At 33.4% G+C, this 21,568-nt stretch carries 11 protein-coding genes; all 11 read right to left on the reverse strand.

Translation table 11 applies throughout. The annotated features are described in order from the left end of the window. Positions 1-118 precede the first annotated feature (118 nt). Complete coding sequence (locus tag WPG_RS03850; protein WP_045469582.1) at positions 119-3,415, reverse strand: VCBS repeat-containing protein; 3,297 nt, start codon at positions 3,413-3,415, stop codon at positions 119-121. 93 nt (positions 3,416-3,508) lie between these two features. Then, the gene (locus WPG_RS03855) at positions 3,509-4,399 is read right to left on the reverse strand and encodes a glycosyl hydrolase family 17 protein (protein WP_045469585.1); all 891 of its coding nucleotides are present in this window, start codon (positions 4,397-4,399) and stop codon (positions 3,509-3,511) included. A 17-nt stretch (positions 4,400-4,416) separates the two neighbouring features. Further along, positions 4,417-5,334 (reverse strand): glycosyl hydrolase family 17 protein, encoded by a 918-nt coding sequence (locus WPG_RS03860; RefSeq protein ID WP_045469588.1) that lies wholly within the window; start codon positions 5,332-5,334, stop codon positions 4,417-4,419. 11 nt (positions 5,335-5,345) lie between these two features. Then, positions 5,346-7,697 carry an MFS transporter gene (locus tag WPG_RS03865; protein WP_045469591.1) on the reverse strand — a complete coding sequence of 784 codons (2,352 nt, stop codon included), beginning with the start codon at positions 7,695-7,697 and terminating at the stop codon, positions 5,346-5,348. Positions 7,698-7,729: 32 nt separating this feature from the next. Next, positions 7,730-9,220, reverse strand: a complete 1,491-nt coding sequence (locus WPG_RS03870; protein WP_045469594.1) for a glycoside hydrolase family 30 protein — start codon at positions 9,218-9,220, stop codon at positions 7,730-7,732. A 4-nt stretch (positions 9,221-9,224) separates the two neighbouring features. Continuing rightward, positions 9,225-10,517 carry a glycosyl hydrolase family 17 protein gene (locus WPG_RS03875; protein ID WP_045469597.1) on the reverse strand — a complete coding sequence of 431 codons (1,293 nt, stop codon included), beginning with the start codon at positions 10,515-10,517 and terminating at the stop codon, positions 9,225-9,227. Positions 10,518-10,529: 12 nt separating this feature from the next. Beyond that, a complete protein-coding gene (locus WPG_RS03880; protein WP_045469600.1) occupies positions 10,530-13,994 on the reverse strand; it encodes a hypothetical protein in 3,465 nt (1,154 codons plus the stop codon). Between the two features lie 92 nt (positions 13,995-14,086). Next, a complete protein-coding gene (locus tag WPG_RS03885) occupies positions 14,087-14,926 on the reverse strand; it encodes a family 16 glycosylhydrolase (RefSeq protein WP_045475135.1) in 840 nt (279 codons plus the stop codon). Between the two features lie 13 nt (positions 14,927-14,939). After that, complete coding sequence (locus tag WPG_RS03890) at positions 14,940-16,349, reverse strand: hypothetical protein (RefSeq protein WP_045469602.1); 1,410 nt, start codon at positions 16,347-16,349, stop codon at positions 14,940-14,942. Positions 16,350-16,361: 12 nt separating this feature from the next. Next, positions 16,362-19,538 (reverse strand): glycoside hydrolase family 2 TIM barrel-domain containing protein, encoded by a 3,177-nt coding sequence (locus tag WPG_RS03895; protein ID WP_045475138.1) that lies wholly within the window; start codon positions 19,536-19,538, stop codon positions 16,362-16,364. Between the two features lie 161 nt (positions 19,539-19,699). After that, positions 19,700-21,565: a hypothetical protein gene (locus tag WPG_RS03900; protein WP_052471137.1), complete on the reverse strand. Its 1,866-nt coding sequence runs from the start codon at positions 21,563-21,565 to the stop codon at positions 19,700-19,702. Between the last annotated feature and the right edge of the window lie 3 nt (positions 21,566-21,568).

Raw genomic sequence — 21,568 nt, forward strand, 5'->3', positions numbered from 1 at the left:
TACATAAAAACAGTCATTTTGTTTACATAAGACAAAACAGTCAATTAATCTGATTTTCAATTACTTATGTTTTATATACATCTCAATCTTTTTGTCTTTTCAACTATACACTCTTAGTTTAGCCTTTAACTCTAAAAACAGATGGTTTTGCATTATTATTTGTGATAATAAGAAGGGGCCTATCTGATTGATTAATAAACTTTAAATCTCTACTATCATATGGTACATCGAAACCACTCTCATTAGGTGATAAAAATTTAAAGTTATTATTTTCATTACCTAAAAATATAGCACCATAACCAGCATCGTATCGTGTAGTTTCAACCTCAACACCATAATGATTACCAACAGTAATAATATCTTTGAAGCCATCTTTGTTTATATCATAAATAAAAGATGATTTTAGTGGTGCTATTTGCGCTTCAACAGGTAATGGCTTTATTTTTAATTTACCATTATCGTTCATTAAGGCAATACTTTCAAAACTTTCTATTTCATATATTATAGCATCGTTTACTTTATCTTCTGGCAATATATCTATAAGTGTTGAAGATGCGAAACTGTGATAATCTTCAAACTTCTCTGCTACATAAGGCATTTGTTGACTTGTACACTCCCTACCTCTAAGAGGAACATAATCATCTTTATAAAATTTTGCTAATACAATATCATTGGTACCATTGTTATCAAAATCGTTAGCATACACTTTAAATGGGTGAGCTTTAGAAGCTTTGAATTTATTATTATTACCTAAATTACCTATTATATAATCATCATCCCCATCATTATCAATATCGTTTGCAGATATACTCCACCATATACCTCTTGTATTACCTAGATTATAGGAACCTGTTTGATCCTCAAAAACACCATCTTGGTTATGAAATATTTTAATTTCCATCCACTCCCCAACAATCATTAAATCTTCATCATTATCATTATCGATGTCTGTAAATACAGCATCTGTTACCATCCCTATATTTTCTAATGCTTTTCTCGTCTGTAATGGTGCTTTTTTAAACATACCATTTTCATTAATTAAAATATAACTGGTGGCTGGATATGTATATTTACCAGGTATTAATCTTGTACCTATGAACAAATCTAGATCCCCATCATTATCAACATCTGATGGCTGGACGCACTGAGAACTTTGCGCAATCTCTGGTAAAGCATTAATAGCCTTAAAAAAATTACCCTTACCGTTATTAAGATATAATCTGTCGTACAAACTTGGATGTCCTAGTTTAAACTGATTACCACCGCTAGTAACATATAAATCTAAATCATTATCATTATCTACATCAAGAAAAAGGGATTGTAAGTCTTCCGAAGCTTTATCAGCCTCCCATGGTTGAGATTCATTTTTAATAAATTGACCTTCTTGATTTTGCAAATACAATGTACCGCTTTGTCCCGAGGCTCCACCTAAAAAAACATCTTCAAATCCATCTGCATTTACATCACCAGCAGTTAAAAAAGGTCCGTTTTCTGATAACTTATGAGGCAAAAGAATTTCATCCTCAAAATCATCAAATATATTTTCTTTATGCACAAAATCTATTCCTAAATCTTCTGAATCTAAATTATCAAGTAGTGGCAAACTCTCTCTTTTAGTACTTGTATCTGATACTATAGATTCGCCATATTTAGCTATTAATGTAGTATTAGCTTTAACGTTAGTAAATCTATTTATTTTACCATCTGGCCATACCACTTCAACTTTTTCAATGTTTTTATCTTTGCCTAGCCCAAAAAACAAACCGGGTTCTACAGAGGATAAATAACCACGAGTAACCGTATTTTGAGCTAATTGCATTTTTTCGTTATGGCGTATTGTTACTTTTGCTCCGAAACCAAAAGTATTTTCCTCAGAACCTTCAAATTGCACCTTTAAATAGTTACCATTACTTTTATTTTTATATACAAAAGCTTCAGACTCCATATTGTTTATAACTACATCTAAATCACCATCATTATCTAAATCACCGTAAGCCATACCACTTGAAAAACTTGGTGTATTAAAACCCCAATCCTCAGTCATTTTTTCAAACTCTAAGTTCCCTTTATTTTTATATACATAGTTCGCAATTGGCTTAGATGGCGCTTTTTTACTCATCTCAAAAAAGTCCTTAGAGTCTGTTTCTAATTCTTTATACAATACCGTTAAAAAATCATTATTTCTTACATCCTTTTTTATTCCGTTAGTAATCATAATATCTTTTAGTCCATCGTTATCTAAATCTGCTAAAAGACCTGACCAACTCCAGTCCGTTTGTGCTATACCATTCATAGTAGCAACGTCATAAAAGTGACCAACTCCAGAATTCACCTGTAAAGTATTATTCATATACTGATAATGCTTTCCTGAGTTAACTAACTTATTAAACGCCTCTCTACTCATAGAACCCATGTTAGTTTTTGAACGATAATGATCTTCTGCTGACATGTCTAAAGTAATTATATCCATAAGTCCATCATTATTTAAATCACCAGCATCTGTACCCATACTAAACCTTGAAATATGTTTTAATTTTTCATTAATTACATTTTTAAAGGTGCCATCACCATTATTATAATACATAAAATCTGGCTCGTCATAGTCGTTAGAAACATATAAATCCATCCATCCATCATTATTAAAATCCGAAACACTTGCACTTAAACCATACGTTAAACTTCTTGATATACCAGCACTCTCTGAAACATCTTTGTACTTACCATTTACATTTAAATACAATTTATCCGTGTAATATTTTTGGCGTTTTTGAGGAATCTTGTATCGTCTAAATAATCTAGAATCTGGTAATTGATTTACTTGATACATATCTAAATCCCCATCATTATCCATATCAAAAAATACAGCCTCTGAAGAAAACCCTACGTCTGCTAATCCATATTTTTGGGCTGATTCCGTAAATGTTAAATCTTGATTGTTTATGTATAGTTGATTCCTTCGTTCTTCGGGTTTCATAGATTCCCCATTTCGTGATATGTATATATCTAAATAACCATCTGCATTTATATCTACCATAGTAACTCCCCAAGTCCATCCAGAATTTTTAGCTACTCTTGATTTTTTTGTAATATTTTCAAAGGTGAAATTACCTTTATTAAGGTATAGCCTATCAGAAACTTGATTCCCCCCAAAAAATACATCCGATAAACCATCATTATTAATATCCCCAATGGCTACACCAGCACCACTGTATATTTGGTTATAATAAATATGATTTACAGTTGTGGATTCTTTTATACTATTATTGAAATCTATTCCTGTTTTTTCAGACGACAAAAGTTCAAATCCCCCAATCAATTCTTTTGGATTTAAATCCCTCGAAGGTTTATCATTACATGTGAAAAAAGAACAGCAAATAAAGAAAATTACTAAAAATTGAATTCTAGGGTGTTTCATTTTAATTAAAAATTATTCGAATTCAGTAAAGATAAGTAATTACATAGTTTAATATAAACATCATTACACTGCTAAGATGTTAAATTATACTTTTTAATACTTAAGGTTTTCATTTTTATCCCAAATTCCCCAAAATGCGCCAACATCTCCTTCGCCACCAACTTTCCAAGATTCATCAAAAGATGAAAAATAGAAAATATCAATATCGTCTTCTTGAGACCATTTTTGAGTATTAATAAAATATTTAATTGCGTTTTCTTCAGATGGAAATGCGCCTTGCAAAGCTGTTCCTTTACTTGGCCAACCTGTTTCTGTAATAATCACTTTTTTACCATTACCAGCACGGAAAGCTTTATTATACATATCCTTCATATAAAGAATTGAATAGTCTAAGTCACAACCTTCCCAAAAAGGGTAACAATTGGCAAGAATTATATCACAAGCATCTGTGATAGCTGGTCGCTCTTGAAATTCATAATATGCATCTACATATCCAACAGGTATACCTGTATCTTTAATAGTTCTTTTAACGTAATTTATCTTTTCTAGTAGTTCATCTTCTTCTAAATCCCCTCTATACATTACTTCATTACCAACTGCAGCAATATCTACATAACCTTGCTTCACCAAATTAATAAGACCTTCTAATTCATTCTCATTAACCTCAGAGTCATCACCCAGCCATGCACCAACCAGGGTTTTCATTCCCATTTCTTTAGCTATTTTTGGTAATAATTCATTTCCATCGGTACATGAAAAAGAACGAATCCATTTAGTATATGGTTTTATTATTTTTAAACGTCTACGTATTTGATCTTCCGATAATTGATCTCCTGGTTCTTGGCCTTCTTCGTAAGGACTAGCACATAAACCATGCATACCAGATTTCAGAGTTTTTCTGAAAAGGTCTTTTAATTCTTCTTTCGAAACCCCTTGATAATCTATAGAAGCGAGAGCAAAAAATTTTTCTTCTCTACGAGACATAATTTTAAAACTTACTATTAGTGATATTTTAAATTTTCATTCTTATCCCAAAGTCCCCAAAATGCCCCAACATCTCCTTCATCTCCGGTTTTCCAAGATTCATCAAATGATGAAAAATAAAAAATAGGTATATCGTTTTCTTTAGTCCAATTAATAGTATCAATAAAATATTTCATTGCGGCTGCATCACTAGCAACAGAGCCTTTGAAACTTCCACCTTCACTAGGCCAACCTGTCTCAGTAATAATAATTGGTTTTCCTTGAGCAGCATCTACAACTTGTCCATACATGGCTTGCATATGACCTAAAGCATACTCAATTGGACAACCTTCCCAAAAAGGATATAAATTTGCTAATACAACATCTGTATGCTCTACTAATTCTGGATGGCGCGAAAACTCATAATACGCATCTACATAGCCAACAGGTATATCTAAACCAGACAATGCCTTTTTAACACGCTTAATGTAATCCAATAACTCTTTTAATGATAAGTCATTACGATATAAGACCTCGTTGCCTACTGCAGCTACATCTACATGTCCCGCTTTTGCTAGTGCTATAAGACCTTCTATTTCCTTCTCGTTATCTTCTTTATCATCACTTAACCAAGCACCAACAAGTGTTTTTAAACCATGTTTTTTAGCAGCTACAGGAACATGTTCATTTCCTTCAACACAGGAAAAAGATCGAATAGCTTCTACATGTGGTTTCAAAATTTTGACACGTCTCTCAACTTGTTCAAAACTGATGTCATCCCCTGGGTTTTGACCATCTTCATACATACTAAAGCATACACCATGAAAACCATCCTCCATAGTTTTATGCCATAGATTTTTTAATTCTTCTAATGAGAGTTTAGATACGTCAATACCTTGTGTGGTAATTTGGCTATAGCCTTTATAATTGTAATATGATTCTTCTCTGTAAGACATAATTTTATACTTTAATTGTATTTAAGTTTTTCATCTTTATCCCAAATTCCCCAGCGTGCACCCACATCTCCTTCGTGATGCACTTTCCAAGACTCATCAAAAGAAGAAAAGTAAAACAATGGCACTTTTTCATCTATTGCCCAATTATTACTATTTATAAAATATTTCATAGCATTTTCTGATGATGGCTCAGCTTTACCAACCTTATCGCCTTGGTCTGGCCAACCTGTTTCTGTTATAATTATAGGCTTTCCTTTAGAAACTACTTTTGTAACCGCAACCATTTCTTTTAAATATTGAGAGGATTGTTCTATACTACACCCTTCCCAAAATGGATAACAATTAACTAATAAAACATCACAAGCCTCTATAAGCTTTGGTCGTTCTAAAAATTGATAATAAGCATCAACGTAACTTACTTTAAGTTTTGGTATTGCTTGTTTAATTCGGTTTATATAATCTATAATATTTTGTTCAGTTTGCTCATTACGCATTAAAACTTCATTACCTACTACAGCAATATCTACATAGCCCTCTTTAGCTAATTGAATTAAAGTGTTTATCTCTTTTTCGTTTTTGTCTTTGTCTTTTCCAATCCATGCTCCAACTATAGTTTTTAGACCTTTTTCATGTGCTATTTTTGGAATATCTTCATTACCATCTGTACAAGAAAAAGAACGTATCCATTTAGTATATGGTGCAATAATTGCCATACGTCTTTTTATTTGTTCTTGTGTTAATTGATTGCCAACATTTTGGTCTTTTGTATAAGGACTAAAACAAATGCCATGTAGTTTATTCTTTAAGGTGGTAGAAAACACATTTTTTCTTTCTTTTTCTGTTTTTGAAGAAAAATCAACATCGGTTTTTAAACCAGAAGTAAAATTGAATTTGTTTAAGGATAATAATTTATCTGTTTGGTAATAAGAAGTTAGATTTTTTGTTGATTTTTTTCGTGCATCTAATTCTACTCTTACTTTTCCCGCACTTTCTTCTGTGACTTCATAACTACGCATCACAAGCATTGCAATGACTGTCCCTATTATAGGAATTCCTGAAAAAGACAAACGCAATCCATCAATCGCACCTTCAGGTTGTACGGTAGCCCCTGAATCAAAACCTACCGTACTTAAAATAACACCACTCAAACCTCCAGCAATAGCAAAACCAAATTTCACTACAAACCAATAAATAGCTCCAAAGGTCCCTTCTCTTCTAAGTCCCGAAGTAAGTTCATCTAAATCAATTACATCCGCGGTCATAGACATCATTATAACAAATAAACTTCCAATTCCAAAGGAGAAAAACGGTAATGCAATAATGAATAAATAAGGTTTTCCTGGTACAAAAAGAAACCACAGCATAAGATACCCAAATATTGAAATGGTCTGTGAAACAAGGAAGGCCTTCTTTTTTCCCATTGATTTGGACATTTTAGTAACAATAGGTATCACCATAAAAGTAGTTCCAAGCGCACCTAAACATCCAAAAAGTGTTGGCCATATTCCTGCAGCACCCGCATCACCGTCAAAAAGATGATACACAATAATAAAGAAAGAGAACGAAGCTATTGTCATAAAGGCATTATAAACCAAAAAGGTTGCAATACATAACTGCCTGAATGGCTTTATTTTAAAAGCACTTTTAAAACCTGAACCTATTTCTTTAAGGCTAGCACCAATGTATTTTAATTTGAGTGGAGAATAATTTTCATTTAAGGTCGATTTACTCTTAATAAATATACCTGGAATGATTGCACAGATTGCAGAAAAAGCCCCTACCCAAATTGCTAATGTTCGGGTTGCAACTTCTGCTGACTCAAACCAGTCTGGATCATACATAATTACCCAAAACCAAGGCGCTATTACCCACGCCCATTGCCCAATCCACTGAGCGGTTGCCATAATATCGGTGCGTTCATGAAAATCTTCACTCATTTCGTAGCCCATAGCTACATAAGGAACACTATAAATGGTAATCCCTAAGTAAAATATAATTGACCAAATCATGAAGTACGTGAAATTATAATCAACTCCAGCATCCTTATAAAGTTGCCACATCGCAATGAATGAAATAAAAAGAATTATACCTCCGAGAATTACATAAGGTTTTCGTCTTCCCCATCTTGATTTTGTATTATCCGAAATATAGCCCATAATTGGGTCTGTAACAAAGTCAAAAAGTCTTGGAAACAAATATATAACACCCCACATCCATCCTGGAAAACCTAAATCCTGAACCAAGACCACCATAAATATTCCTAATGCGGCAGGAAACATTTGATTAGCAAGCATACCTATACCAAAGGCTACTTTCTGTCCAAAAGGAACTTTATCTCTCTTAGCAGTTTTTATATATGACATAGTTGTTGTTTTAGTTAGTTTATTATTAAATGTTATGAAAGCGGAATCATAACAGTTTGTATAGCTTGCGCATCAATTTTAATATCTATTAATTTATCATTTAAGCTCAAAGTAAAATTCTTTGCAGTTTTACCTTCATTGAAAATAACAACTGCAATTGTACCATCAGGATTCTTAGCTGCTGTAACCATTAATTCTGCATCAGAATTATCCACACCAATAACTTCTGCACCAGGTCTTATATACTTACTAAAGTGAGCCATTGTATAATACAAAGGAGTAAAATATACCTCATCTGCTTCTTCATCGACAATTACTGGTGCTGCACACCAATTTTCAAACCAGTTTGGACCACCTTGTCGGTTTAGAACCATATTCCAATCAACCCAACCGTCAACCCAGTTGTTTAAACAACCAATAATATCTCTAGCATATCTATTCACGGGTGCATATTTTGGGTGTAAATATTTTTTTTCTTCTTCTCTCCAATCATAACCCCAATCTGTTGCTTCTTTTTTCCAGTACCAAGCATCATCTTTCCATGCTGGAACTTCTGAATCTATGCAGCCTTCAGTTTCTATTAAATATTTGTTTGGCGCTTTATTATGTGCATATTGTAAAGCCTCAGGAAAATAATCATATGTACTTTCGTACCAATGAATTGCGGTTCCATCATAATATTTTGAAGATTCTTCGGTTGCATACATCACATCTACCCATTCTTTTAACCCTTCTCTATTTTGATCGTAGCCTAAAATAATTTTATCTCCTTTTCCATCGGCTTCTAATTTTGGCCCTAAATGATTCTGAACAAAATCAGTCATTTCTTCTGGTGAATAGTGCATACTCTCCCAATTATTACCGTTCCCATGAGGTTCATTCTCAACAGTAAAACCCCAAATAGGAACACCTTCCGCTTCATAAGCGTCAACATATTTTGAAAAGAATAACGCCCAAGTATCATAATACTTTGGCAATAATTTTCCTCCAACCCATTCTTTATTATCTTTCATCCAAGGTGCTGCTGTCCATGGTGAGGCAAAGATTTTAAATCCATCTTCTGATGTTGCTATAGCATCTTTTATCATAGGAATTAAATCATCCATATCATCCTTAATAGTAAAATGATTCAAATCCATATCATCTTCTACAGGCGAATATGAATATTGAGATAATGAAAAATCACAAGAATTCATATGTGTTCTTGTTAATGAATAATTAGCCCCATCCTTAGCGAAATAAGCCTTTATAATAGTATCTCTATTCTTTTTACTTAGCTTATTTAAGAGGTAAGCAGATGATTCTGTGAAGGCTCCGCCAAATCCCGAAATCGTTTGAAATTTTTGCTCTGGCAAAACTTTAATTGTAGATGGTGATTCTACAGAAGCAAATTCAGTAATTCTTGTTAATTGATTGCCACTAGCCGAAGTTTCATATACTTCAACATTCAGTTTTTTTTGATCTTTACTACAACTCATACTAACTAATAAGAGACAATAAATGCCATATTTTATTGATTTCATAATTTTATCGTTTTACCATTATTTCTTCCTCTGATGGTGGTGCCAAAACATGTTTCATTAAGATATTTTTATTGCCATCATATGTTTTAGTAATAGGGTTCCCATTTCTAGTCAAGTCTTTAAAAACACCTTCGTCAACTAAATCCCAAATTGGATATTTAGCTTTTCCTTCGATTGTAAATAGGCCAAAGTGATTTTCTGATCCTTTAGGATTATGAGCATCTTTCCATTGTTCATTAAAAGCTTCAAAATAAAAGCAAGAAATCCCTGCATTATTTGTCCATTTTCTCATTAAGTCGTGGTATAACCCTTGTTTATATTCATCTGTTGCTTTAGAGCCTTTATCACCATAAAAGCCACTAGAGGTAGTTGCCCAGCCTGTTTCTCCAATATGAATTGGTTTATTAAAGCCTACACTTTTCATATAATTCTTTACACTATCATATTGCTTTTTAGAAAATTGAATAGCCCGCTCCATTGCCATTTCTATTTTAGTAGTGTCTGGCATATTCTTATGTGCTTGTGGAACACCCCAAAACTCTGGATTGTAATGTGTATTATGATAAGGGTATGTATGCATTGATATATAGTCTACAGCCTCAATTAAACTCTCTAAATCTTTAATATGATATTGTTCTTCGCCACCTCCCCAAGATGCAAAGTCATCTGAGCTAGTAATCCATAAATCTTTTGATAGTTTCCCTTCAACTTTTAAATTTTGCAGGTGTTTTACCCATTTTAAAATAACATTGGGCTGCACATAATAACTGGTAGCCCATTTTACCATTGCTTCATTACCAACTGCTATAACTTTTACAATATCAGGATATTGATTAGCTAGAGCTACGGCTCTATCAATTTCACCAGCATTATTTGGGCTTTCAACATTATGATTAGGTACTTTATCTGTCCACGCATTTAAACAATCTATCCATGCACCTAACATCATATACATTTCAAAATCAGAATCTTCTTGTTTTAATTCGGTAATTGCTTTTAAAATATTTGAAGCATGTGGCAACTTAGGTTGTACATTATATGTTCTAACAATTTTAATACCCATAGCAGATAGAATCCTTAAATCCTCCTTCAATTCGGGTATTGTGGGTTGCTTATCCCTAGACTTCTGTCGATAACCACCATACGAAATGGCTAAGTAATCTGGGTTTCCTAAAATATCTTTAGCTATCACTTTTTCTTCTGTTTGGGTTACAGACGTTTCGTCCTTTTTGTTTTCTTTACAAGACATCATAAATACACAAGTTATAGTTAGTAATATGAATCTTCTTTTAATCATTCTCTAATATCTTTATTTTAAATAACTAGAATTAATATGAGCAATAATTTTAGTTACCTCACCTGTTCGCCCAAAAATTTGCTTACTAGTTGTAACATCTATTGTTAAACTATCTATTGTTTTAGAAGTACCATTTTTAAATGAAATTTCTAATCTATCATTTTCTGAAATTTGATAAACGATAGGCACTTGGCAATAGGTAAACCCTAAAGATCGAGCTTTCATCAGAATACTCTTTCTTTCCTTAAAAATATCTATATACTCAAAACTTTTAGCCTCCGTAAAAAATTCTTCTTTTCGCAATAGACTCGGATTGAAAAATAATTTACCTTCCGATACAAATATTCCTAATTCACCAAATCGACTTAAAATATCTTCTTTTACTTGCCCAGTCATACCTGGCTGTTGAGCCCCTTTACCTCCTGGTGTATGTGAATAAGGATCAGTTGGAAAAGCACCATATAATTCTGGTGATTTGTGTACTCCAATACCTTCATTTATTTCATAAAAGTGCTCTAGTAATTGACCTACTACAACTTCATTTTCACAATCATTTACAGCTTCTTTACAACATTCTTGAACAGCTAATAGTAATTTAGAAACCATATGCCAATAAATAGAACCTAATCCTTCATAGCCATAGAATGTACCTGACCTTCCTGTAAAAGCTTTATGATTAAAAACATCTTCAAATGCATTTAATACTTTTGTAGAATCCGATTCTATAAGTGATTTATATTTTGTTTCAGACAACTTTTCTAAAGCTGCTGAAACATCTTTTGCATTTTTAAAATTCCCATTGAAATGGTACGCTCCATTTACATCCTTTTCGAGAACTTGAACATTACTATCTTTAAGCAACTCTTGCATTAATCTTGATGACAACACAGCATCTTCAGAGATTGTATTACGATCTAAAAACCCTTTTAATTCTTTATTTGGATAAAGTATATAACTATATTGATCTTCTCTAAAAAGCTTACTACTCTTTAACGCATTTAATACATTTAGTGCTTCTGCAGCCTTTAAATAACCTGAACTTAATACTGCTACTTGACCTTCTAGCATTTCACTTAAGTATGAAATTGAAATAGAGTCATCTGTATTTACGGTCATCAAATTATAGGCATGATATAAATTATCTGATCGTTTATTAGCTCTAATAGAATGTTCTAAAAAAGACTTACTAATGGTTACAAAGTCTTTCAACCTATGCATTGAAAGAACTGTCTTTCTTCCCGAAAACGCATGATTATAAATATGCGTTCTATAATTACTACCTGCCTTGCCTAAGCTGTCTAATATTAATTTTTTATCAGTATCACTAATTGATGTTGATAATAAATTTTTATTGCTTTCGAATGTTTTTAATACACTATTAAAGAAGTCATTTATTTCATTAGAAATTTCCACATCTTCAATTGTCGATGTCTCTAATAATTCCTCAAAGAAATTGAAAAATCTTCTTAGATAGTATAGCGTAACCATTGACACACCATTTCCCACTAATGCATTATTTGCATCATTCCATTCTGGACGTTGCGTATTCATCCAAATACCACCTTCTGGTATAAAGTTTGATAACTTTGCTAATGATGTAGCTAATATTTTTTCTATAAAATTTGCTTTAATGATAAATCTATTCTCATCTCTAAGCAAAGCACCATCAGCACCTAATTGCTCACGTTCTTCATTAATTTTATGGTCTAAACTGTCATCAAAAATAATTGTGTCTTTTGGGTTTTTTAATAAATCTTCGTAAGGCTTTATTTTGTATGGTACATTTGCATATACAAATAAATCTTTAGTAAAGAAACTTTCTAATTTACCAGGTTTGTGATTATTAATAAACTCTAAAAACTTAAGTAAATATATGATCTGATGATCTCCCCAATATCCAATGTAAGACCAGGGGTCATCTGGTTCTATAATTTCCCAATCAAATCCCCCTTTTGTTACTCTGTATGGATTATAACCATCAAACGTTGTCGCATTTAAGAACTTATGAATCATACTTTCAATAAACTCAGGGTAAGAATGTGCTAATGCTTCCCAATTTTGAAAGATATCTCTCCAGTTACCTTCATAATCTAAAATTTTAGATCCATCTATCTCACTTCTTGTATTAATTGAAAATTTATTCCAAGGACGACTTGGATCACCATGACGACGACTAAATTTTAACGGCATATACTCAAAACACAAACGTCTAAAGTTTTTGTCGTCACTATTATTTGCGATTTTTTTTATTTCTGATAATGAAAATACTTCTGGTAAAGTATCTAATATGCTCTCAGAAGTTCTAGCAACTTTTTTATTAGCGTTTACTATGTAGTTTCTAAAATCCCATTTTTCAATCTGATAACCATCATCAAATATCCCACCGCGCATAATATTGAATAATGTATTCGCAAAATGACGTGTATCTCTTAAACTATCTGCCGAAAATTGAATTGCATCTGATGCTGCATTTAATTCTACAAGGTTATCAGTTCCTTTATTAATATCATTATTTACTTTTTCTCCCAAAGCATCATCTTCTCTTATATGTTTTGAAAGAAGCGCAATATTAGAATGATTTTGATTGACATTTGCAACAAACATCCATTCTTTCGATGAATCTGCTGATAATTTAATTTGTGCAGAAATAAAATAAGCTCCTTTTTCTGCTTTTACATCTACTTCTTGTGCAACATCCTTGCCTAATCTAAAATCATTTAATTGAAGTGAAGAAACCAAGTGTTTTGGGTTATCTATACCTATAGACCAAACTACATTTGCTTTTAATGCTTCACTAGCTTCTGCCTTATCTACAAGAATGGCACTTAACGCATATATTCCTAGACCAGACGATTCTTCTAACTCATTACGTTTGTATGCATCCACCAAATTACTAGATTGGTTCTGAATATCACTACCAATACTCGCTGGCATAATATTTTGAACACCGTCTAATAGCTTAATACTTAAAGAATCTTTAGAACTATTAATCAATGTAGATTTCTTTACAAAACCATATTTATTACTAGAACTCCATTGGTACCTATATGTTAACTCTAAATCATTATTAATCTCTTCAAAAATAATCTTGTTTCCAAACCTATTTTTATATAAGTTTTGAGTTATATTATACCCGCCTAAAGGTCTAATTGAAAGTGGCTCCCAAGTATACTCTTGTCCATTTTTATATACTCTGAATATTGATTTACTACCTGTTATATCAGCTGATTCAGTAATTTTATCATCTGTATAATAAGGAAATAAAGCAAATTCAGAATTTTTGCGCCCTGCAGTTAATCCACCATTGCTAGATATAAACATCCAGTGATTAGAATCACTAACAATACTCATAAAAAAAGGACGCATTTCATCACTATTAGAAATCTTAAAATAGTTTTCATTATCTATAGTTATAGATTCTAAGGCTGCATCTTTATTTGTTATCTTATCAGATTTCAATGTATAGGTAAGGTTCATTATCAATTTACTTTAATAGTATATTGGTTTATAATAGGTCTAAAGAAGATCAATAATTAAAAAGAATTGACCTTGCACAATTTGTAAGTTTTTTAATCCGCTGAATATACTCTCACATAGTCAACTAACATTTCTTGCGGAAATACTGTAGCTTCATTTGGTGAACCAACATAATTACCACCAACAGCAACATTTATAATGATAAAGAATTCATTATCAAATACCCAATCACCTGTTAAATCACTAGGTGTAATTTGATTATATAAAACATCATCAACATAATAATTGATATAATTTTCTCCCCATTCTATGCCAAAAACATGAAAACCAGTATCAAAACGATCACTATCCAATTCATAAGCTTTAGTAATAGCTTGAGCTCCTGAATATCCAGGACCATGAACACTTCCATTTATCAAGGTTGGTTCTTGACCTCTATTTTCCATAATATCAATCTCGCCTCTTTGAGGCCATGCCACAGCACCATCATTATCATCACCAAGCATCCAAAACGCTGGCCATAAACCTTGTCCCCATGGTAGTTTAATACGTGCTTCAAAACGACCATATTTTTGTTGGAATTTACCTTGTGTTAAAATTCTACCAGAGGTGTAACCTAAACCTTCAAAATCTTCTTGAAGAGCTCTAATCTTAAGCATTCCATCTTCAACTACTACATTTTCTAGTCGGTCTGTATAGTATTGTAATTCATTATTTCCCCATCCTGGTATTCCTTGAGCTTCCCCATTACCAATTTCATAACTCCATTTGGTTAGATCTAGAGCACCTGTTGTACTAAACTCATCTGACATTGTTAGATTATTGAAATTTGTTACAGTTTGCGTTTCGTCCGGAGAACAGTTAATCAAAAGCAAACATGATGCAACTACTAGTATAACTATCGATATTTTTAAATTTTTTGTAAAATTCATCTTTTCTTGTTTATTAATTTTCTGCGTAGAAATAAATATTATCAATTGATAAGTTTGATATTGTAGTATCTGTTACAAATAACATCATACCTAAGGCATCTCTATCGGTTAACCCTGCAAAACTTGATAAAGGAATATCAAACTCTGCCCAACCATTACTAATTAAATCATTACCTGATATTTGATATGATCCCAAAGTTCCGTTTGGTAATGTGAAATTATTGTGTAATTCCATATTGATATAATCTGTAGTATCAACATTCTCATTTACTCTAAATTCAATATGTAAATGGGTCATATTAGTTGCGTCAACGGGCTCAATATCACTACCATCTCTTCCATAAAATTCAATAGCTACAAAGTTAAGTAGCGTATAATCTATGATGTTATTACCGTTTTCGTCAATAGCACCCCCAAGAGTAGTTTGAAAAGGTTCGTAGAAACCATTGTAATTATCTACAGGAACATTTGCAAAAACATCGCTAAAAATAGAGATTACATCAATATTTGAAGCTTGAATTGTTAGAGACCCTGATGCTTCAATACCACCTAATGTGGCGGTAATAACAGCTGTGTTATCACCATCCACTCCTGGCCCGTCAACTGTAACTATACCAGATTCATCTACTGAGGCTACGAATGGATTTGATGTTTCAAAATCAAAATAAGATGGTGTAGCTGATACTGTTACATCTTGTCCATTTGCAAGGTTAAATGTCTGTGATAATCCAATTATTGGAACAGAAGTATCAACATTTGCCTGTGCTACTTGGTCTTGTCCTCCAAGAATAGCTGGTCTTGGCTGCCCAAGTGTTCCTAATTTTTCAAAACGCATTTCGTCCATCCAAAATGTAAAACCAACACCATTTGTGCTCTGAGTTCCCGCTGAAAAGAGGAACATTCCTTTTTCTTGAACCAATTTTGAAGGGTCAGGTATAGGAATAATAATTTTTCTCCAATCTGTAGATAATGGAACATTTTCCAAACTTACAGCATATACACCATTTTCGAAATCAGTACCAAATCCAACTGTACCTATAGTAGCAGTAGTAGAGCCTTTTACCCAAAAGGTTAAGGCATCATAATTTGTAAGATCTCTACCTTCACCTCTGTCCTTAAAAATACCTCCTATATAACCTCCATTTAAATCAGATGGTGTTGGCACATCAATTCTAATTGAGGATGTACCTTCATAAGCCTCATTATCATCAGTTCCAAAACCTTCTGTATTTGCACCACTAGCTGGATCAAATGATATAAAAAATTCATCCGTCAACCCTAAAGGAGCATCAGTATATATATCACCATTAGATGGGAATGTTGCAATTTCTATATCATCTGAAAGTTCTCTTTCACAACTCAATACAATTACCAATAATACAATTAGAGTTGTTGTCCAATATTTTAATTTTATATTTTTCATCATTTGCTATTTTTATTTTCCAATATTGATATGTACATATGTTCTAATTTCCCATTCTGTTCCATCAGGAAAACCAACAGGACTTACTGCAGGTAAAGGTGGGAAAGTATTAACTGGAACAGAATTTGGCGAATATCTTGGTGAATTTGCATCCATCGAACGCCATGTACCTCTAATACCTATTGTTGTGCTAGGTAGGATAAACCAATCTGGATTTCCTAGTGATGTAGAAACATCTAACATGAGTTGTAGAGGATATGTTAAGTTAAAATCTCTATGGTAATCAAAAGGTCCCCAATCATTAACTTTTACAGTCGTTTGCAATTTCATTTTGTTATATATCATTCTAATATCACCACCAAAACGTTTAATAAGTCTTGTATCATCACCATTAGCTTGACCATTTCCATAATAGAAATTACCTATAATTCCTAAATCTGGACTTAACTTTGATACCATTCTAGAATGAACCTCCCATAAATCTTCTGCTGGTGCAGAATTTCCAAATGCAAAAAATGTACGATTTGCCAAGAAACCAATATGTGCATCAGTTGTTGTTGGAAGGTGACGATATACAAAACCTAAGTTCATTGCAAACTTTGCATCTTCCGCTCGGTCATTATCCCATTCGTACATCCAAGTTCCTGGAGTAGGATCGAATGTAATTAACATTTCGCCTGCAGTAGTTTCTCTATTTGCTCTTACAGCAAATGGATCACTAATAACATTTCTTAATCGACCAGGTCCATTAACATCATTTGGCATAGGATCTACTAACGGTTTTTGCCATAAGAAGTTTGGTGCTATTTGAAATTTCCCAGTAGTATAGGTTAAACCAGTTAAGAAATTTGATTGGTTACCACTACCATTATCTTTTAGTCTCCAACCTGTAAAAGTGCGTGTTTGATCGACTCCTCCATTAGCGACTAGCCCCATAACTCCACCTTGTGCATACCAATTGAATCTTCCACCTTGATAGGTGATTTTAGCTTTTCCGCCCCAATTATCGTTTGAGTTTACTTTATCTACTAAAGTTATCGCGCGCTCTTCATTGTAAACTTGAAATGAACTTCCATTTAATGGACTACCACCCCAAATTCCGCCTAACGTGATTCCAAACTTCCCAAAATCTCTTTCAACAGCAAGCGTTGCTCTTTCAGTTGGCCAAGCTGGAATAATACCACTTCGAACTTGATTAGCATCTAAAACACGCTGCCCATTTTCATCAAACTTAAGTGACGTCTGTAAATCTCTATGATATATACCTGTAACATCCCAATGACCAACTTTACGACTATATTTTAATAATGCAGTTGGATTTGCACCCCACCATAATTGTGGTCCAAAAGCCCCTTTAAAGCCTTCTAAAGCTTCTTTTCCATCAAATTCTAGTCCTAGAATCTCACCATTATAAATATCTAAATTAGGTCCGTAATTTGATTCTGGATATAAGTTGAAAAAGTCTCCCTCATAACCCCAATGATAATGTCCAGTTCTATAAAATCCTCTGACATCTGCATGCTTTGTTTTCCAATCGAATTCCGCATTGTAAACACGAACTCTATTAAAATCAGAAATTTCTACATCTTGATTATTTCCACCATCCACACCAGTAATTGTAACAGGTCTCCCAACGTTTTCATAGAAAATTTCATCAATTGGATTTTCTGCAACATTACCTAAAATATTAAAGTTCACATTCGCTCTCATATTTGGAGCAGGATTACCTTCTATTCCTACATAATAGGATTGCATATGATCAAAACCTAATTGATTTGGAAATGTATTTACATTTGGATCTTCAGTATCTGGTGTTGTAATCAAACTACCACCTGTATTAAAGGTTGTAAATTCAGCTCTCAATTGACTGATACGAATTTTTTCATTACCTCCCATAGCAGCTTTATCACCTCTAGCTCTTAAAACTCCATCCATTAAATTGATACTAGCAAAATGGTTATCAACAAATTCAGCATCAATACCTTCACCGTATGGATTTAAGCTATGCGCCTCTTTTAATGAATAATATGCTGCACGTGGATACAATGTAAATAGTCCTCTCTCATTAGTTGGACCTTTAGCGCAGATACCAAACCACTCTTCATTCATATTATCACTACCATTCTCTGTATCTAAATAATACCCCCCATTAGACCATGTTGCATCATTGTTGTGAATATCTAAATCTTTTGTTTGCCCAACTTTCCACCAGCCATCACTCCATTGAAAAGTGAAACCACCAATTGAGTTTTCTGCTTTACCCAAACCAGCAGCATTTTGATAAATATCTTTCCAGTTTTCTACCATGAAGAATGATTGCATTTTTTGGTCTTCTTGATTGTTTAAAGCATTAAAGGCATCGGCACCAAATTCAGTAAACATGATAGGCTTATTCAATTTATCCTTTACTACTTGAAATGCGTCTCCAAAAGATTTACCACGATACATATTAGTTCCATATATATCAACATCTTTACATTCTTCTGCAACAATATCAATAAACAATACATCTCCATTACAAATGGCAACTGGGTGCGAAGAATCAATAGATTTCATCTTAATTGCAGCATCGTTCATTAGTTTGTACATTGGTCTCCCCCTTTTTTCACCAACTTCTCTTCGTTTATCATCTTCGTCAGGAAAATCCTCTGTCTCTGCACCAGCCCAAAAAAGACCGTAATTATTTTCATTACCCAACAAGAACAACAAAAGACCCGGTGTGTTCTTATAAGTTTCTGCCATTTCAGTAACTTCAGACATTAATAGTTCTTTTGTTGCTTCATCTCTATAATCTGTAACTGGTGTCCACGCGCCATTTAAAGTAAGACCATATCGTCCAAAAGAGTTGTTAAGCATGGTATATATACCGTAATTTTCATAGATATATGTTATCCACTTAGGCTGAATACCAACATAAACACGAATTGCATTGACACCCATATTCTTTAATAAGCTCATTTCTGCATCTAAAGCCGCTTTGATAACGTCATCAGATTTTTTCCATAAGCTATAATTAAAATTAGTTCCTATTGGAACATAACTCCAATTCATACCATTAATCATAAAATCTTCACCATCTACAACTAATTTCATTCCATCTGCATTCTTTTCAACAGCAACTTTATTTGCCTGTGCGAAAGACGTTGTTATGATTAAAAAGAAGAAAAGTCTTAAAAAATTATTTCTCATCATATAATTATTTTCAAATTTATTATTTTGACTAAATATTAAATCATAGCCTGTTCTTTAGCTTTAATCCAAATACTTAATGATTTTAATCCTTTTATTTAGTGAAAAACAAGTCTATTAAAGTTAATTGTAATTTTAATAGACTCCTTAAACACCAATTACTATTGTCTTGCAAGTTTAAATGACCAATAGCCACCACCTGCAATTTCTATATCTAAATCTAATGTATTACCATCCGCAGAAAGTTCAGCCAAATACGTAATTGAGCTAGGTGCATCACCAGGTGTTGTTAATTCACTACCATTTACCGCTTTTGCTAAACCTAAAAACGCTCCCGTACCGTTCAGTGTTATCGTTCCTGCACCTTCATCATATGTATAAGTTGCAGAGGCTGATCCATCATGCGGGAATACTGGTGTAGCACATCCTTCAGGATCATTACCTTGCCATGCTTCTACCCATGTTTCTGCTCCTAATACATTTTGGAATGTTCCATCTGTATTGAATACATATTCATCATCAAATAAACAATCTCTTATCGTCACATCATCACCTGTACTTGAGAACCAAGACACGTCACCTAATGCTGGTCCTACTCCAAATGCACCAGATTCTGGTGCTAATTTCCAAGTTCCTTGTATACCTGTTGGAATCACATCTTTCACTAATTTAAACGACCAATAACCACCACCTGCAATTTCTATATCTAAGTCTAAAGTATTTCCATCTGCAGATAATTCTGCTAAATAAGTGACTGAACTAGGTGCATCACCTGGTGATACCAATTCAGCACCATTGACAGCTTTTGCCAAACCTAAGAAAGCACCTGTACCGTCTAACGTAATGGTTCCTGCGGTTGCATCATATGTATATGTTGCTGAAGCTGTTCCGTCATGAGGAAAAACTGGTGCAGCACATCCTTCTGGGTCATTACCTTGCCATGCTTCTACCCATGTTTCTGTTCCTAATACGTTTTGGAATGATCCATCTGTATTGAACACATAAGCATCATCAAATAAACAAGCTCTTGTTGTCACATCATCTGATGTGCTTGAAAACCAAGATACGTCACCTAATGCTGGTCCAACACCAAATGCACCTGATTCTGGTGCAAAACGCCAAGTACCATCGAGTGCTGACGGTTCTGGCGGTGCATCTTTCACTAATTTAAAAGACCAAAAACCACCTCCAGCTATCTCTATATCTAAATCTAATGTATTCCCATCAGCAGAAAGCTCTGTTATATATGTAACTGAATCTGGTGCATCACCAGGTGATGTTAATTCAGCTCCATTTACAACTTTTGCAAGCCCTAAGAATGCTCCCGTTCCATTAATTGTCACATTTCCTGCAGGATTATAAGTATAGGTAGCTAATGCCGTTCCATCATGAGGAAAAACTGGTGTTCCGCATTCTTCGGCAGCTGTACCTTGCCATGGTTCTAACCATGTTTCTGCCCCTAATACATTTTGGAAAGTACCATCAGCATTAAAAACATACTCATCATCAAATAAACAATCTCTTGTTGTTACATCATCTACCGAACTTGAAAACCATGAAACATCGTTTAAAGCTGGTCCAACGCCAAAAGCTCCAGCTTCTGGTGCTAAACGCCAACTACCTATAAGAGGATTATCTCCTGTTGGTGGTGGTTCTACAGCAAATATCACGGTATGCTCTTTTGATATAGTTACATCATCTCTATTAGGTAATGACGCAGTTACTGTAATAGTATAGGTTGCCGTTTCCTCTGGATACATATAACGTACCATTGGGCCACTTGTTTGCCTAATTACTTCATCAGGTTCACCATTTTCATCTCCAAAATTAACAGTGTAAACTATTCTGTTATCTCCTGGTACAGTAGAAGCTACTACACCAACTTCATTACCTTCAGCATTTAAAGTTGCAATAACAAAGTCTAAACCGCCTATTATCTCACTAATGTCATCATCATTCTCACATGATGTTGTAATACTTAATAAACATATAGCTAATAAGTAAATCCCGTTTTTTAATAATTTCATTTT

Origin of the sequence: Winogradskyella sp. PG-2, from assembly GCF_000828715.1 — a bacterium.
In the GTDB taxonomy this organism is placed as follows: Bacteria; Bacteroidota; Bacteroidia; order Flavobacteriales; family Flavobacteriaceae; genus Winogradskyella.

Bases quoted from the DNA above. Each gene is read 5' to 3' on its own strand.
- WPG_RS03850 (WP_045469582.1), bottom strand. From the start codon at position 3,415: ATGAAACACCCTAGAATTCAATTTTTAGTAATTTTCTTTATTTGCTGT.
- WPG_RS03855 (WP_045469585.1), bottom strand. From the start codon at position 4,399: ATGTCTCGTAGAGAAGAAAAATTTTTTGCTCTCGCTTCTATAGATTAT.
- WPG_RS03860 (WP_045469588.1), bottom strand. From the start codon at position 5,334: ATGTCTTACAGAGAAGAATCATATTACAATTATAAAGGCTATAGCCAA.
- WPG_RS03865 (WP_045469591.1), bottom strand. From the start codon at position 7,697: ATGTCATATATAAAAACTGCTAAGAGAGATAAAGTTCCTTTTGGACAG.
- WPG_RS03870 (WP_045469594.1), bottom strand. From the start codon at position 9,220: ATGAAATCAATAAAATATGGCATTTATTGTCTCTTATTAGTTAGTATG.
- WPG_RS03875 (WP_045469597.1), bottom strand. From the start codon at position 10,517: ATGATTAAAAGAAGATTCATATTACTAACTATAACTTGTGTATTTATG.
- WPG_RS03880 (WP_045469600.1), bottom strand. From the start codon at position 13,994: ATGAACCTTACCTATACATTGAAATCTGATAAGATAACAAATAAAGAT.
- WPG_RS03885 (WP_045475135.1), bottom strand. From the start codon at position 14,926: ATGAATTTTACAAAAAATTTAAAAATATCGATAGTTATACTAGTAGTT.
- WPG_RS03890 (WP_045469602.1), bottom strand. From the start codon at position 16,349: ATGAAAAATATAAAATTAAAATATTGGACAACAACTCTAATTGTATTA.
- WPG_RS03895 (WP_045475138.1), bottom strand. From the start codon at position 19,538: ATGAGAAATAATTTTTTAAGACTTTTCTTCTTTTTAATCATAACAACG.
- WPG_RS03900 (WP_052471137.1), bottom strand. From the start codon at position 21,565: ATGAAATTATTAAAAAACGGGATTTACTTATTAGCTATATGTTTATTA.